13 protein-coding genes are annotated in these 16056 nt (G+C 36.0%); 10 read left to right on the plus strand and 3 right to left on the minus strand.

All coding sequences use genetic code 11. The features are described from left to right. Positions 1-157: 157 nt before the first annotated feature. Positions 158-1081, minus strand: coding sequence for an NAD(P)-dependent oxidoreductase (locus tag DF947_RS09830; RefSeq protein ID WP_109929520.1), 924 nt, complete (start codon positions 1079-1081; stop codon positions 158-160). A gap of 231 nt (positions 1082-1312) precedes the next feature. Here DF947_RS09830 and DF947_RS09835 point away from each other — a divergent pair, with 231 nt between their 5' ends. The 6 genes from DF947_RS09835 to DF947_RS09860 all read left to right on the plus strand — a co-directional run bounded on the left by DF947_RS09835 (position 1313) and on the right by DF947_RS09860 (position 10173). Continuing rightward, positions 1313-3805: an outer membrane beta-barrel family protein gene (locus DF947_RS09835; RefSeq protein ID WP_109929521.1), complete on the plus strand. Its 2493-nt coding sequence runs from the start codon at positions 1313-1315 to the stop codon at positions 3803-3805. A gap of 98 nt (positions 3806-3903) precedes the next feature. After that, a complete protein-coding gene (locus tag DF947_RS09840) occupies positions 3904-6285 on the plus strand; it encodes an outer membrane beta-barrel protein (RefSeq protein WP_240615361.1) in 2382 nt (793 codons plus the stop codon). 248 nt (positions 6286-6533) lie between these two features. Beyond that, the gene (locus DF947_RS09845) at positions 6534-7088 is read left to right on the plus strand and encodes an NUDIX domain-containing protein (RefSeq protein WP_109929523.1); all 555 of its coding nucleotides are present in this window, start codon (positions 6534-6536) and stop codon (positions 7086-7088) included. A 944-nt stretch (positions 7089-8032) separates the two neighbouring features. Next, positions 8033-8494, plus strand: coding sequence for an IS200/IS605 family transposase (gene tnpA, locus DF947_RS09850; RefSeq protein WP_109929781.1), 462 nt, complete (start codon positions 8033-8035; stop codon positions 8492-8494). Between the two features lie 61 nt (positions 8495-8555). After that, positions 8556-9305, plus strand: coding sequence for a lysophospholipid acyltransferase family protein (locus DF947_RS09855; RefSeq protein ID WP_109929524.1), 750 nt, complete (start codon positions 8556-8558; stop codon positions 9303-9305). Further along, positions 9292-10173, plus strand: coding sequence for a TraB/GumN family protein (locus tag DF947_RS09860; RefSeq protein ID WP_109929525.1), 882 nt, complete (start codon positions 9292-9294; stop codon positions 10171-10173). The genes DF947_RS09855 and DF947_RS09860 overlap by 14 nt, the downstream gene beginning before the upstream one ends. 14 nt (positions 10174-10187) lie before the next feature. Here the strand turns inward: DF947_RS09860 and DF947_RS09865 are convergent, their stop codons facing one another. Together DF947_RS09865 and DF947_RS09870 are read right to left on the minus strand one after the other, a co-directional pair. Beyond that, positions 10188-10937, minus strand: a complete 750-nt coding sequence (locus DF947_RS09865) for a LytR/AlgR family response regulator transcription factor (protein WP_109929526.1) — start codon at positions 10935-10937, stop codon at positions 10188-10190. 59 nt (positions 10938-10996) lie between these two features. Continuing rightward, positions 10997-12028 carry a sensor histidine kinase gene (locus DF947_RS09870; RefSeq protein WP_109929782.1) on the minus strand — a complete coding sequence of 344 codons (1032 nt, stop codon included), beginning with the start codon at positions 12026-12028 and terminating at the stop codon, positions 10997-10999. Between the two features lie 245 nt (positions 12029-12273). Between DF947_RS09870 and DF947_RS22220 the strand changes: the two genes are divergently transcribed. The 4 genes from DF947_RS22220 to DF947_RS09885 all read left to right on the plus strand — a co-directional run bounded on the left by DF947_RS22220 (position 12274) and on the right by DF947_RS09885 (position 15993). Further along, entirely contained in the window at positions 12274-12438 is a 165-nt protein-coding gene (locus tag DF947_RS22220; RefSeq protein WP_158526253.1) for a hypothetical protein, read from the plus strand. A 5-nt stretch (positions 12439-12443) separates the two neighbouring features. Then, positions 12444-13352: an ABC transporter ATP-binding protein gene (locus DF947_RS09875; RefSeq protein WP_109929527.1), complete on the plus strand. Its 909-nt coding sequence runs from the start codon at positions 12444-12446 to the stop codon at positions 13350-13352. 1 nt (position 13353) lies between these two features. Next, on the plus strand, positions 13354-14154 hold the full coding sequence (locus tag DF947_RS09880; protein ID WP_109929528.1) for an ABC transporter permease: 801 nt from the start codon (positions 13354-13356) through the stop codon (positions 14152-14154). Positions 14155-14427: 273 nt separating this feature from the next. After that, entirely contained in the window at positions 14428-15993 is a 1566-nt protein-coding gene (locus DF947_RS09885) for a M28 family metallopeptidase (protein ID WP_167398008.1), read from the plus strand. Positions 15994-16056: the final 63 nt, after the last annotated feature.

The raw sequence follows: 16056 nt of genomic DNA on the forward strand, positions 1-16056 counted from the left end.
TCCTGCCATCCTCCTTTAATATTTCTTCTGTCTTAAACCATCTAAACCCGGTTGAAGTGAAAATCAAAAGCTTTTCTGCTTTTATTGAAACAAAAAACGGGACCGGACTCAAACTATTAGCACAAGTTTTGCTTTTCTAATATTTAAAATAAAACAATTACAGATCCCTTAATTTATCAGCCAAAACCTCCGAAATCTTACGGTAAGAATCGAAGGTCCATCCGCCAACATGGGGCGTTAAAATAACCTGATTGTTTAATTTCAGCTCATTGTACCAATCTTGTTCGCTCAGCGCCGGGAATTTTTCAGTCTGTAGAACATCCAGGCCTGCACCTAAAATTTTACCCGATTTAATGCCGTTGAGAACTGCAGATACATGAACGATTTCACCCCTTGCAGTATTGATAAAAAAGATTGGCTTTTTAAAATGGAAGAAATACTCATCATCAACCATAAGTTTGGTTTCGGTAGTTAAGGGAATATGGAGACTTAAAACATCGCTGTGTTTCACAATTTCTTCCATGCTTACTTCGCGGGCAAAAGCATCGCTAAAACCCGTTTTATATTTATCATAAGCCATTACATCAACCTCGAAACCAGCAAGCTTTTTAGCGAAGCTTTGCCCCATAAAACCATAACCGATGATGCCTACCTTCTTGCCTTTAAGCTCGTAACCTCGATTGCCTTCGCGATCCCAAATGCCATTTCTAATTTCGGCATCTGCTCTACGGAAGTTGTTCATGAGCGATAAAAGCAACCCAACCGCATGTTCTCCAACGGCATCGCAATTTCCTTCTGGGGCATTAATTAATTGAATATTCCTATCGAAAGCAATTTTATCATCTATATTATCCAAACCAGCACCAGCCCGGGCAACAAATTTTAAATTTGGAGCTGCATCGAAAATTTCGGCATCGATTCTGAATTTGGTTCGTACTGCAATCCCTACATAGTCTTTTATTTTCTCTAAAGTTTGCTGACGCGTAATTAGCGGTTCATCATCCACCTGATAGCCCATTGCAATGGACTGTTCCTTAAAGGTTGGGTGCAGGTCATCAACAATTAATATTTTTTTACTCATGATAAGGCAAAAGTAGCATTTTAAGATTTTTGTTAAGAGTTTAAATGGGCAAAGTGCTTAATAATTTAATCAACTTTACATAAGTAGCTGGAGGTTGCTGTAAACGAGTAGTTAAACCACAAAAATATTACCCTAAAATGGCTGTAATAAAATAGTTACGGGCTCTTTTTTAAACTTCCGTGCCGTTACTTTGTCTCCCTTTAACAAAACACATAAAATTTATTTTTTTTAATGAGAGTATTACAATCAAAAACAATACAAATTACCCTTTTATTTTTAAGTATTTCCTTTTCTTTATTTGCACAAACTGGCGGAAAGGCCAAAATTACCGGAATTTTAAAAGACGCGAAAACACAGGAAACCATTCCTTTTGCAACAGCAGTTTTAATTAACAAAACTACAAAAGCAAACGTTAAAATTGCTCAAACCGATTTAAACGGTGCATTTGTAATGGCAGACCTGCCTGCTGGAGCATTTACCTTTAAAATTAGCTTTGTGGGTTACCAAACCATGGTTAGAGATAACGTGGTGATTACGGCAACAACTGGAACATTAAATTTTGGCGAAATTAAAATGAATGCAGCTAAAGGAAACGTACTAAGCGAAGTAACCGTGACCGCCCAAAAAGCAACCATGCAGATGGGAATTGACAAAAAAGTTTTCTCAGTAGATCAAAGTTTGGTAAGCGAAGGAGGTTCTGCTGGAGATTTACTTCAAAACGTACCATCGGTTTCTACAGATATTGATGGCAACGTAAGTTTACGTGGTTCTACTGGTGTAAAGGTTTTAATTGATGGTAAGCCATCGCTAATTGCAGGGGGAAATGTTGCTCAGGTTTTAGCTTCTATACCAGCCAGTTCAATTGAAAGTGTAGAGGTAATTACCAATCCATCGGCCAAATATGATGCTGAAGGCCAATCGGGAATTATAAATATTATTTTAAAGAAAAACACCAAACTGGGTTTTAATGGTTCTGTTGCGCTTACTGCAGGTAACCGCGATAATTATAATGCCAATACAAATCTAAGTTTCCAAAACAGCAAAGTTAACCTTTATGGAAACTACAGTTATCGTTATGGCAATCGTGTTGGTGGTGGTTACCAAGATATTACCTATAAAAACACAACCAGTTCTACGGCTTTCGCTAATCAGAACACAGCCTCAACTTCGTTAGATAAAGGCCATAATGCTAAAGCGGGATTAGATTATTACCTAGCCGAAAAGAGTGTAATCAGTTTATCCGGAAGTTTTAACTCAAGAGAAAACGACCGCAACGAATTGCTTAACATCAGACAATTAAACAGTTCTCAAAGTCCTGTTTTACTGAGCAACAGAAACAACATAAACACTGGCGATGGAAATAGTTATGATCTGAATTTAGATTTTGTTCAGAAGTTTAACAAGCCTAAAGAAGAATTAACTTTCAACTTCGGTTATTCTTACGGAACAAACAATAATGATCAAACGTATAATACCAATGTAACCAACTTAAATGGTTCAAGCGTAAACTTAAATCCAAGTTTACAGCGTACTTTTAACACTGGCGACAATACTAATTATAATATTCAGGCCGATTATTCCCTTCCGGTAGGTAAGGCAGGAAAAGTTGAAGCGGGATACCGCAGCCAGATCCGTTTGGGAAATAACGATCAATATGCCGATTCTATCTTAACCAGCACCAATGTTTATGTTCAGAACAATAAACTGATCAACAATTTCGACAGTAAAGATCAGGTACATGCCCTGTATTTAAACTATCAAAACCAGATTAAAGACTTTGGCTACCAAATTGGTTTGAGAGCTGAAGATGCCCGATTAGATACTTATTTAGAAGGTTATACAAATAATGTATTGACGCCTGCAAACGGACAAATACATTATAAGAGACTTTATCCAAGTGTATATTTAACTCAAAAACTTAAAGGTGATCAGCAGGTTCAATTGAGTTATACCCGTCGTGTTAATCGTCCCAGACCATGGGATACCAATCCATTTTTAGATGTTTCAGACCCATTAAATTATAGAGCGGGTAATCCAAACTTATTGCCAGAAGATGTTCACTCTTTTGAGTTGGGTTATAGCAAATACTGGAAAAAGGTAACTTTAACTTCGAGTTTGTATTTCCGTCAAACCAATGATGTGATTCAAAGAGTTAGAAGTGTGCCAAATTCTGCCGGTATTATCACATCAACACCTCAAAACTTAACCCAACAGATTAACAGTGGTTTGGAATTAATTGGTCGTTTTGATTTGATAAAAGCCCTGAATTTTACCACGAATGTTAATTTGTACCAAAGTAAATTTGATGGCGATGCCAGATATAACATTGCCGATAGAAGTGGTTTTAGCTGGAATGCCAATTTAACCGGAAACTTAACCGTGGTTAAAAATGTATCGTTGCAATTACGTGGCGATTACAGAGCTCCAGAAGTTATGGCACAAGGAAAACGTAATGCAATGTACGGAATTGATGGAGGAGCCAAATACGATTTTCCAAACAAGAAAGCCTCGCTTAGTTTTAATGTTAGAGATATTTTTAACACAAGAAAATGGAGCATGACAACCGATGATAATTTTACTTACATAGATTTTCAACGCCAGATGCAGGGCACAATGGGAAATTTAACCTTCTCTTACCGTTTCGGAAAAACAACATTTAATAACGTTAAAAAACAGAAAAAAGACGACCAGCAAGATAACAGACCTGATGAAGGTTCATTTTAATTGAAATAGGCGCCTAAAAAATTATTTTTAAGCGCCTATTTTTAACTAATCAGATATTGAAAAAACCTCTCCTTAAACTTTGTCTTACAATAATAATTTTGCTCAACAGCCTTTTGCTAATCGCTGCGGAAAAGGGTGTTATTAGCGGACGCGTTATTGAAGAGGTTGGCGGTTTGTCTATTCCATCAGCTATAATCTCAGTTTATGTAGATGGAACCGAACAGCCTTTAATTACATCTTCTACTGATGAAGATGGCCGTTTCAGTATAAAAAACTTGAAGCCGGGCAACTATCACATTAAAATAAGTTTTGTTGGTTATGCGCCTTTAATTGTAAACGGAATTATTTTAACCGAGAAAGATTACGACAAAAACTTAGGTTCATTAAAGCTTTCTTCCGATCAAAATTCCCTTCAGGAAGTTACCATTACCGTTCAGAAACCACCTATAGAATTTGGTGCCGATGGCGTTACTTATAATGTGGGCTCATCGCTTTTAGCCGAAGGAAGTACAGCAACCGACGTATTGAAAAATGTGCCTTTGGTACAGGTTGATATTGATGGAAATGCGACCATTGCCGGTAAAAGGAATACCAGAATTTTTATCGATGGAAAGCCATCTGATTATATGACCTCGAATATTTCTGATTTACTGAATGTTCTTCCCTCCGATGCAATCGATAAAATTGAAGTGTTAACCAATCCGCCCTCCAAATACAGTGGTGATGGCGAAGGCATCATTAATATTGTAATGAAGAAAGGTTTCAAGGTTGGCTTTAATGGCAATGTTGGTGTCTCTGGCGGTTTGCAGGGAAATGGAAATACAAATGCTAACGCTTCCTATCGGGGAAAATCCTATTCAGTTAATGGAAGCGCCGCTTACCGATACAACATTGGCAAAGGAAATAGCCACAATTATCGAGAAAACTTCTTTCCCGATACAACATTTTATTACGATCAGTATGGGGGTTTTAAAAATAACAATACTGGCGGGAATTTTAGACTGGGCTTCGACTGGACCATCTCTCCAAAACAAAGCTTAAGACTTTCTACCAATTACAACAATAATAACTCCACTTCAAATTCAACTAACGATCTTCATTATTTAAGCGAAGAATTGATTGAAAAACGCCTAAGAAATCAATTAAATACTGGGAATGGAAAGAGCAACAATTTTGTATTCAATATTGATTACGATTTGCAAACTGATACCAGCGGTGGTAAATTATCGCTCAGTGCAACGGTAAATAACAACCATAATTTAGATTTCCGGGATTACAGCACCACTTATGCGCAACCCAGTACTTCTGCCCCTTCCCTACAACAAAACAACAACGATACTGGAAATGACGGCATTACGTTAAATCTGGATTACGAAAAACCGGTTTTTAAGAAAAGAGATCGGATAGAAATGGGGCTTGCTTACAATTACAGAAAAAACGATAATGATTTGTTGATCGAGAATTTTAATTTCAACACCCAGCAGTTTATAACTAATGTTAAGCTTTCTAATCAGTTTTTATACAATGAAAACATTGCGGCGGGTTATGCTTCTTATAATTATCGAAATGTTGGCTGGGGTGTAAAAACCGGTGTCCGGGCAGAACTTACGGATGTAGCCTTTGACTTATCGAATGGAGAGAGTTATCATGTAAAACCTTATTTAAGTTTGTTTCCAAATTTATCATTAAATCGATTTTTTAGAAAGCGCTATAGTGTTGGGGCAACGTATAACATTCGCATTAACCGACCGCGGGAGAACACGCTAAATCCTCAGGTAAACAACGTAGATACTTTAAATATTTCTTATGGAAATCCAAATTTATCGCCTGCTTACACACATCAAATGGAAATTAATTTTGGTGTATTCGGACAAAAATGGTCTTTCAATCCAAGGCTTTCATATTCTACAAGTCAAGGTGTAATAGAACGCTACCGAACGGTAACCTTAATTCCGGGAACAAGTTCAGCGAGATCTGAAAGTACTTTTGATAATGTAGGAACCAACAACTCCCTGGCATTAATCTTGGTTGGTAATTATCGTCCAACGAATAAAATATCTGCAAATAGCAATGTCAGTATCATTCAAAGCAACTATAAATCGAAGTTAAACAGTTCTTTAAATAGAGATGGACTTAGCTTTAGGGCAGCCATTGGGCTTTCTATGCAACTGCCTTTAAAAACGGCATTTGAATCAAACTTGAATTATGCAAACAACACGAATGCTCAAGGAAGAAACAAAGGCTCAATGACTTCTAATTTTTCGGCAAGGAAAGTGTTTTTTGGCAACCGATTAAATTTCAGGGTTACTATTAACGATGTTTTTGGAAATAGAAGCAACACTTTTTACAACGAAGGACAAAACTTTAGGCTGGAAAATTTTTCTACCAACAATACGCAAAACTTCACCTTTAGTTTAAATTATCGTTTTACCAAAATAACGGTTAACAAAATTCCTCCGCCTCCGGTTAAAGCACAATAGCAATCTGAGTTCGATAGTTAAAACTTGATTTTACAATCGCTATTAGCATTTTTATAGATCGATCGTCATTGCCCCAAAGGGGCTACTATGTAGCGAAGCCGGACTTGAGCGAGCTGAAGCAATCTCTTTTGCTTAAATAGATTGCTTCGTGCCTCGCAATGACGGACACGGTGCTTATACCATCGTTCTCAAGAATCACTAATCAAACTGAAAATAGTATTCTAAAGCATTATTACTTACTTTGCAATATGGAAGAAACAAATCCCTGGAAAACTTTAGAGAGCGAAATCAAATACGATAACAATTGGATTAAACTTACCGAACATCAGGTAATTAATCCGTCTGGTGGCAAAGGGATTTATGGTGTAGTCCATTTTAAAAACTATGCTATAGGCATTTTACCATTGGACGAAAATCATAATACCTGGTTGGTTGGCCAATACCGATACGCTTTAGATGCTTACAGCTGGGAAATTCCTGAAGGCGGTGGTCCATTAAATGAAGAACCATTAGAAAGTGCCCGAAGAGAGCTTTTGGAGGAGACAGGAATGAGCGCTAAAAACTGGAAGGAGATTCAGCGTATGCATCTTTCCAACTCTGTTAGTGATGAATTATCGATTATTTACATCGCAACAGATTTAATTCAAGGTATTGCGATGCCAGAAGAAACGGAGGAGTTAATTGTTAAAAAAGTCCCTTTTGAAGAGGCTTATGAAATGGTTTTGAAGGGAGAGATTACAGATTCTATGAGCGTTGCCGCAATATTAAAAGCAAAGCTGATGATTGCCGAAAAACTGGTTTAATAATTTGAATAATCAAATGTTCCTACGGAACAAAAAAAATTGATTACATTATTTCTAACCCAGCAAATGTCCCGATGGGACATTCAAAACCTTGTGATTAATGAATTCCAAAAATTGGAATTTGTTCCAATAAGAACGTTTGGTTTTTAGCGATCATAATATCAGATCAATCCCGTTTTATTTTTTTTATGCATTTAGTCTGATGTTCCGTTTGGAACATTTGATATTTTAGTGATCATAATATCAGATATAGGATCAACCCTCATTTATTAGCTATTATAGATAATTATGCAGTACCTTTTATAATTATAACAGAGAATCAAATGTTCCTACGGAACAAAAAAAATTGATTACATTATTTCTACCCAGCAAATGTCCCGATGGGACATTCAAAACCTTGTGATTAATGAATTCAAAATTGGAATTTGTTCCAATAGGAATGTTTTTATATTTAGCTAAATAGAATTAAACGATTTCCGGGTAGAAATAGCAAATAGAATTAAATCCTTCCGTTAAAACATTTGATATTTTAGCGATCATAATATCAGGTTAATCCTGTTTCATTTTTTGTTAATGCATTTAGCCTAATGTTCTGTTAGGAATATTTGCTGGGTAGAAAATAATGTGGAGAGAATCTTTTCGTTCCAATAGGAACGTTTGATTTTTAGCGCTCATAATATCAGATCATTCCGTTTTATTTTTTGTTAATGCATTTAGCCTAATGTTCTGTTAGGAACATTTGCTGGGTAGAAAATAATTTGGAGAGAATCTCTTCGTTCCAATAGGAACGTTTGATTTTTAGCGATCATAATATCAGATCAATTCCGTTTTATTTTTTGTTTATGCATTTAGCCGGATGTTCCGTTAGGAACATTTGCTGGGTAGAAATATCGTTCCATTAGGAATGCATGATGTATTTAGTTACATTAATTAAAAAATTATTTATGCCAAATACCTACACACAACTCCATATTCAGTTTGTCTTTGCCGTAAAATATAGAGAATCATTAATTTCCAAAGAATGGAAAGATAGATTATTGCAATACATTACAGGGATTTTCCAAAACAATAATCATAAGGTATTGCAAATAAATTGCATGCCAGATCACATTCATATATTTATTGGAATGCGTCCCCACCAATCCGTTTCAAGTTTAATCCAGAATGTAAAAACAGAAAGCTCAAAATGGGTAAATGAGCAAGGTTTTAATAAGCAGAAATTTTCATGGCAAGAAGGATATGGAGCGTTTTCCTATTCAAAAAGCCATGTAAATAATGTTATAAAATATATTCAAGACCAAGAAAATCATCATAAGAAAAAAACATTTTTAGATGAGTATGAAGAATTTTTAAAGGCATTCGAGATTGATTATGACAAGCACTTTATTTTCAAACCACTTGAATAGTACTTTAATATAAAAATCAGCATAATTCCTATCTTTGGTTTTCAACCATTAAACCAATTCAATGAGCAAATTTTTTGGATATATTTTAAGTCCTGTTTTTTATATTTTCTTTGGCTTATCACTTTGTATCTTTCATCCTATACAATGGATGTGCTTTAAGCTTTTCGGTTACAAAGCCCATAAAGTTTCGGTAGATATTTTAAACTTTTTCTTAACCTATTGCCAGATTTTTTTGTTTAACTCCATCAATTTTAAAAACGAATACGACTTACCAACCGATAGGCCAATTATTTTTGCGGCCAACCACCAAAGTATGTACGACATTCCGTCATTAATTTGGTTTTTAAGAAAACATCATGCTAAATTTATTTCTAAAATAGAGCTTACCAAAGGTATTCCATCAATCTCGATTAACTTGAGATTAGGCGGTGGGGCAAACATCAATAGAAAAGATAATAAACAGGCCATTTCTGAAATTATAAAATTGGGCAGAAGGATGAAAGACAACAACTGGAGCACGGTTATCTTTCCCGAAGGTACCAGAGCAAAAGATGGCCAGCTAAAAACCTTCCAGTTTGGAGGAATTGCTACGCTCTTAAAAACAGCTCCAAATGCTTTGATTGTTCCGATTGCCATAGAAAACTCTTGGAAAATTGTACGTTATGGTATGTTTCCCCTAACAACAGGACACGCACTTAAGTGGACGGTTTTAAAACCGATTGAGCCTACAGAGAAAAATGCAAATGATATTACTTTAGAAGTAGAATCAGAAATCAGAAAGGTATTAAATCAAGAAAATGAAACACTTTAAATACATTTTAATCCTTTTCTTATATGTTGGGTTAGGTGCGCAGGCACAGAAATCGCTCAAAACAAATACCCTGCTCTGGGAAATATCTGGTAACGGCTTAAAAAAGCCATCCTATTTATTTGGCACCTATCATTTTGCGGGCAAGGCATTTCTGGATAGCATGAAAAATGTTAACGCCAAACTAGCCAGTAGCGACATTGTTATTGGCGAACTTTTGCTAAACGATAGCCTATTGCCACAAAAACTTATGCCTTTTATGCAGTTAAAAGATACCACGCTAAATAAGATTTTAACTGGAGAAGAATACAGTGTGGTTGCAAATTATTTACAGGAAATTTCGGGTTACGATTTGAAATTTTTGAATGGAATGAATCCTGCTGCAGTGCAAATGATGATTTTACAGTTTACTGCACCCAAAACAATTGGCAAGGACAATCCTGCCCTCGATATTTACTTTCAAGATTATGCTACAGCCCATAAAAAGAAAATACTGGGATTAGAAACCATTGAAGATCAAGGAAAAACACTTTTCGGAGGAACATTAGAAAGACAGAAAGAGCAATTGCTCGATAACATAAAAAATAAAGAAAAATATAAAAAACAGGGCGAAGACTTATATCAGTTTTATATTCATCAAAACCTTGAGGCCATTAAAAATCTTTTCGCAAAAAAAGATGGCTACACAGAAGAGGAATTTGAACGCTTAATTAAAAACAGAAATCAAATTTGGGTTGCGGAACTGCCCGAAATGATTAAAAATGAAAGCGCCTTTATTGCTGTTGGAGTTGGCCATCTGGTTGATAAATGGAGCTTAATTACTTTGCTAAAAGAAAAGGGATACACCGTTAAGCCTCTCCCTACAAATTAATCCAATATCTTTTATTAAATATTTTTATTGCCGATAACCTTGAAGAATTCATCGCGGTAAGTATCGCCAACAGGTATAATTTTCTTGTTTATGGTTATCCTACTGCGCTCTATACTTTCAATTTTATCGATGGCCACAATGTAAGATTTATGTACGCGAATAAACTGGCTTGGTGGTAGAGCTTCTTCCATTTTTTTCATACTCTGCAAAGTAATTACCCTTTCATCTTTGGTAAAAATCGAAATGTAATCTTTTAAACCTTCGATAAAGAGAATATCATGGAGATAGATTTTTTGGATTTTATGCTCCGTTTTTACAAAAATAAAATCCTGAACGGGGTTTGGCGGACTAGAAAAAGCCGCAGGCGTAACAATCGGTTGGGCTACACTAGCCGGAGTTTCAACCGGCTTAACCTGATTGTGAACTTTCTCTACTGCTTTATAAAAACGATCGAAGGCAATTGGTTTTAATAGATAATCAGAAACGTTTAAATCATAACTTTCCAAAGCATACTGTGGATAAGCAGTAGTTAAAATATAGTGGCATTTGTTACCGGCAATTTTTAAAAACTGGATCCCCGTTAACTCTGGCATTTGGATATCAAGAAACACCAAATCAATTCCACCTGCCTGAACAATCTGTAAAGCTTCAATTGGATTTTCGCAACGCTTAACCATTGTTAAAAACGGAACTTTAGAAATATAATCCTCTAAAATATCAAGCGCTAAAGGTTCATCATCAACAACAATACAGTTTAGGTTCATTTTGGTAGCTATTAATTTTTTAAGTTTTAGATTATAATCCGATTTTCTTGGTTCGCGAATTATATATCAATCATCAGTTCACAAGTGTAATGAGTAGCCGAATTTACAACATTTAATTTATATCTATCTGGATAAACTAGCTGTAATCTGCGTTCTACATTGGTTAAACCAACTCCACCCTGTGCATCTTTATTATGCTGGCTTTTTTTATTGATTACGCTAAAATGCAAAATTTTCTGATTCGCAATAATATTTATTTTAACTGGTTCTGCAGGATCATTAACAACACCATGCTTAAAAGCATTCTCAACAAACGAAATCAGCATCAACGGAACAATTTTCTGATTATCGATTTCGCCATTTAAGCTGAGCTCAATAAAAGCCCCATCCTTAAATCTTATCTTTTGCAACTCTATGTAGTTTGTTAAATAATCCACTTCCTTGCTTAATGCAACAGTTGGTGTATTGCTTTCATAAATCATGTAACGCATAATTTCCGAAAGCTTCATAATGGCATCAGCTGTTTTATCTGATTTCTGATAAGCCAAAGAATAAATATTATTTAACGAGTTAAATAAAAAGTGTGGGTTTAACTGCGACTTTAAAAACTGCAGTTCCATTTCTCTACGCTCACTTTCTAAATTGCGCTGGATACGTTCGTTAGAAAACCAATCGATCGTGAATTTTATAATGCAACTGCATATTAAGAAAAAACCTGCCGAAAATACGCTGTTAATTGCAAATTGATTAACCGTAAATTCATGCTCTTTCCCGTTCATGGTATAGGTTAATAGTTCTGCTGGATTAAGGACAGCGATAACCGTTTTAATTAGCATACCACCAATAATGAGCAAGAAAAATGAGATTATAAATAACCAATATTTTTTTCTTCTCTTAATCAAACTCGGAATTAAAAAAATATAATTGATATAAAACAACGATACATTTATCATACCCAGTACTCCAAAAGACAGGAAATAATCTTTAAGTGTATGCTTGCCCTTTTCAAAGAAAACTGCAGCTGCGATAAATAACAATATCACCACCCAAAAAATGGTATGTAGTATTAATGGACCTTTACTTTTCTTCATAATATATACTTGTGATTGCCAATTATGCAAGGCCATCGTTTAATGCATCCAAAATAAATAAACTTTTATGCATTAAATAACACAATCTACCAACGGGCATTTTTTTTCTACCAACGGCCCAATAGGCAAAATTTATCGACGAACGCCAAAAATGGCTGTTTATCTAGAATCTTAGACACTTGGTATAATAGATTTTAGCAGCAACTTTTTCTTCAGTTCCTTTGAATCATCAAAACGAAACAACCATGAAAAAGTTAGCAAACACCTCTCCATTTTTACTTTTATTATTACCAGTATTTATGATGATCATATTAACGCTTACCGTTAATACCAATCAAAATGATAACGGCGAAATAGTTGTAAAACCAGCTAAAACATCTACTTCAATTGTTAAAGCCATTTTCAAATAAGAACAATGGGTAATTACGCAATCGAAACCGTTGGATTAAACTTCAACTTTGGCAATCAGGCCATTGTAAAAGATTTATCGCTTCAGGTACCAAAAGGCAGTATTTATGGCTTTTTAGGTCCGAATGGGGCAGGTAAAACCACCACAATAAAAATATTGCTTAATCTGCTAAAATCACCGGCCGATCAGGTTTTTATTTTTGGAAAGGAAATTAACCACAATCGTATTGCAACCCTAAAAAGAGTTGGTGCACTGGTAGAACAACCTGCTATTTATGGGCACCTAACCGGTAAAGAAAACTTAATAAATCGCTGCCTTTTATTGGGCATCAAAAAAACTAAAGCTGACGAAATGTTAGCTTTAGTCGGCTTAACAGAAGCGGCGAACAAAAAATCCACAAAATATTCTCTGGGTATGAAACAACGTTTGGGCATTGCGCTGGCGCTGGTTTCAGATCCCGAATTGTTGCTCTTAGATGAACCCACCAATGGTTTAGATCCAAATGGGATTATCGAGGTTCGAAATCTAATGATCGAGCTTGCAACAAAACACAAAAAAACCATTCTGGTTTCCAGCCATTTACTAGCCGAAATAGAACGAACAGCTACCCATGTTGGTATAATAAATAAAGGCAAGTTGTTATTTCAGGGCACCATAAACGAACTTCATTTATTAAGCAAACCCATGCTAGAAATCGAAGTGAACAACATAAGCAATGCAACTGCTTTTTTAACACAGGCAGGTTATGAAATTTTAGAAACAACAGATAAAAAGATAACTGTTCCCTTTACCTCTCCGCAAGATAGCGGTGCTTTAAATACATTATTAGTACAGAACGGCTTTACTGTTAGCAGTCTGTATCTACAGAAAAAAGATCTAGAAAACCTATTCTTAGACATTACAAAAAACAACTAAAATGCGCTCCTTATACATTTCTCTAGTATCCGAATTTTACAAATCAAGAAAAACTCTTGCTTTTTGGGCAGCCATCATATTACCTTTTGTTATTTGCTCGTTAGTTGCATTTGGCTTTTATTCGGGTTCAGATAAAGTGCTAAACATGCATTATCCACCAATTATGTTGTGGTTCCGCTACCTTGGCGCAGCGCTTGGCGTTATGGGTGTTTTAATTTTGCCATTTTATGTAATTTTTATGGCCTTTTCGGTTAACAACATCGAGCACAAAAACGACACCTGGAAAACCCTTTTTGCACAGCCATTAAACAAATTTTCTATCTATGCGGCAAAGTATCTGTATGCGGTAATTTTAATCTTCATCTGTCTTTTTCTATTCGCAGCGTTAACATTTGCCTTTGGCCATTTGCTTCAGGTTTTGGTACCCAAGTATAATTTTAACCAATACGATCCATCATTAATTCTTGTTAAATTTTATTCCAAGCTTTTTCTTGCCTCATTAGGAATTTTATCCATTCAGTTTATATTAAGCTTGCTTTGGGGCGATTTTTTAAAACCAATGGGAATCGGTTTCATCGGCACCATAATGGGTATTATCACCGGAAATGTAGGTTGGAAATACGCTTATCTAATTCCTTACAGCCACCCCTCACTGGTTTTAAACAGCAGTGCATCTGCTAAAAAATTAACAAATCCGGCAGATTTTCCAATTTTTACGCAAGAAATTTATACCAGTTTAGTTTACGCTTTAGTACTATTCATTATTGGCTATTTCATTGTAACCAAAAAAAGTATAAAATAACCTTCATCTATTGTTAGAAAAGCAATACCTGCATTTCATTTTAAAGTTAGTCCTTCTTTACACTGTAAGTCCGCTCCATAAAAAATGGATTGCGGGCTTTCCGTTTCAATAAGGTTTATTTAACAAAAGGCTGTGCAATAAACTCATTGCGTTTCCGGCTAACCACAAAAATAAATGCAAAAAAGCTTCATTGTAAAAATCTCATTGTAAACGTTTTTAAAACAAGTTAAACCGTATTTTTAGATAAAATCAAACCAACTTACAACTAAGAATATGATTAAAAGATTTACAATAACTGCATTGGCTATCAGCTTCTGCCTTTCTGCTTACGCACAAGATACGCCCGATGCTTCGGTGGTACAAAAAATCAGAAAAGAAGGATTGGAAAATTCCAAAGCAATGAACATTGCTTTTAACTTAACTGATGTTACAGGCCCACGCTTATCAAACTCTCCAGGACTAAAGAGAGCACAAGATTGGGCTGTTAAACAACTTACAGATTGGGGATTAAAAAATGCACATTTAGAAGCTTGGGGGACTTTTGGAAAAGGCTGGCAAATAGATAAATATTATGCGGCAACCACACTTCCATACTATCATGCCATTATTGCTTCGCCCAAAGCATGGACACCGGGAACAAACGGACCAATTAAATCTGATGTAATTTTAATTAAAGCAGATAGTGTTTCTGACTTGACCAAATACAAAGGAAAATTAGCTGGCAAAATAATTATGTTAGATCAAGGCACACCTCTTACTAGTGGCGTAAAACCAGATTTTTCTCGTTATGCCGATACAAGCTTAGCTCAAATGGCAGCCGCAAAACCTGGGGCACCTGGAAGGCAACGCCCAGCCGGCGGACCAATGGCAGATAGAATGGCGCAGATGATGAAAATGCGTGAGGTTAGAGCTGCGATTAGTGCAATGTTAGTAGAAGAAAAAGTGGGCTTAATTTTAACGTACGCACGTGGCGGACAGGGAACTTTCTTCACCAGCAATGGTGCCTCTTATGCAATGGATGCCAAGCCCGTATCACCAGAATTAGAAGTTTCTGCCGAAGACTTTTTGCACATTCAACGTTTACTTCGTGCGGGAAAAACCGTAGAAGTGGAAGCCGATATTAAGACATCATTTTATGACCAAGATCCACAAGGTTACAATGTTATTGCTGAAATTCCAGGAACAGACAAAAAATTGAAGGATGAAGTGGTGATGATAGGTGGTCACTTCGATTCGTGGCATGCAGCAACAGGGGCTACAGATAACGCCGCTGGTTCTACTGTTATGATGGAAGCCATGAGAATTTTGAAAGCTATAGATTTTAAACCAAAACGCACCATCCGCATTGCGCTTTGGAGTTCAGAAGAACAAGGTTTATTTGGGTCTCGAGGTTATGTTGCAAAACATTTTGGAGATCCTAAAACGATGGTGCTAACACCAGATCAGAAAAAAATATCGGCTTACTATAATCTGGATAATGGAACAGGAAAAATTCGTGGGGTTTATTTGCAGGGCAATGAAGCAGCAGGTCCGATTTTCCAGAGCTGGTTAACGCCATTTAATGATTTAGGTGCCGCAACAATTACCATAAACAATACAGGAGGCACCGATCACCAAGCTTTTGATGCTGTTGGCATTCCAGGCTTCCAGTTTATTCAAGATCCTGCAGATTACAATACACGTACGCACCACAGCAATATGGATACTTATGATAGGTTGGTGGAAGATGATTTAAAACAAGCTGCTACAATAATTGCATCTTTTGTTTACAATACATCGCAACGCGAAGCACAAATCCCAAGAAAGGAATTGCCGACACCACAACCCGCAAGACCATAAACCATATCATTTAAAAACAAAAGCCTGCCATTAGATAGTGGCAGGCTTTATTGCGGTTGAGAG

Source organism: Pedobacter paludis (assembly GCF_003173575.1).
GTDB classification, from domain to species: domain Bacteria; phylum Bacteroidota; class Bacteroidia; order Sphingobacteriales; family Sphingobacteriaceae; genus Pedobacter; species Pedobacter paludis.

Bases quoted from the DNA above. Each gene is read 5' to 3' on its own strand.
- DF947_RS09860 (WP_109929525.1), top strand. From the start codon at position 9,292: ATGAAACACTTTAAATACATTTTAATCCTTTTCTTATATGTTGGGTTA.
- DF947_RS09880 (WP_109929528.1), top strand. From the start codon at position 13,354: ATGCGCTCCTTATACATTTCTCTAGTATCCGAATTTTACAAATCAAGA.
- DF947_RS09885 (WP_167398008.1), top strand. From the start codon at position 14,428: ATGATTAAAAGATTTACAATAACTGCATTGGCTATCAGCTTCTGCCTT.
- DF947_RS09830 (WP_109929520.1), bottom strand. From the start codon at position 1,081: ATGAGTAAAAAAATATTAATTGTTGATGACCTGCACCCAACCTTTAAG.
- DF947_RS09835 (WP_109929521.1), top strand. From the start codon at position 1,313: ATGAGAGTATTACAATCAAAAACAATACAAATTACCCTTTTATTTTTA.
- DF947_RS09875 (WP_109929527.1), top strand. From the start codon at position 12,444: ATGGGTAATTACGCAATCGAAACCGTTGGATTAAACTTCAACTTTGGC.
- tnpA (WP_109929781.1), top strand. From the start codon at position 8,033: ATGCCAAATACCTACACACAACTCCATATTCAGTTTGTCTTTGCCGTA.
- DF947_RS09865 (WP_109929526.1), bottom strand. From the start codon at position 10,937: ATGAACCTAAACTGTATTGTTGTTGATGATGAACCTTTAGCGCTTGAT.
- DF947_RS09845 (WP_109929523.1), top strand. From the start codon at position 6,534: ATGGAAGAAACAAATCCCTGGAAAACTTTAGAGAGCGAAATCAAATAC.
- DF947_RS09870 (WP_109929782.1), bottom strand. From the start codon at position 12,028: ATGAAGAAAAGTAAAGGTCCATTAATACTACATACCATTTTTTGGGTG.
- DF947_RS22220 (WP_158526253.1), top strand. From the start codon at position 12,274: ATGAAAAAGTTAGCAAACACCTCTCCATTTTTACTTTTATTATTACCA.
- DF947_RS09855 (WP_109929524.1), top strand. From the start codon at position 8,556: ATGAGCAAATTTTTTGGATATATTTTAAGTCCTGTTTTTTATATTTTC.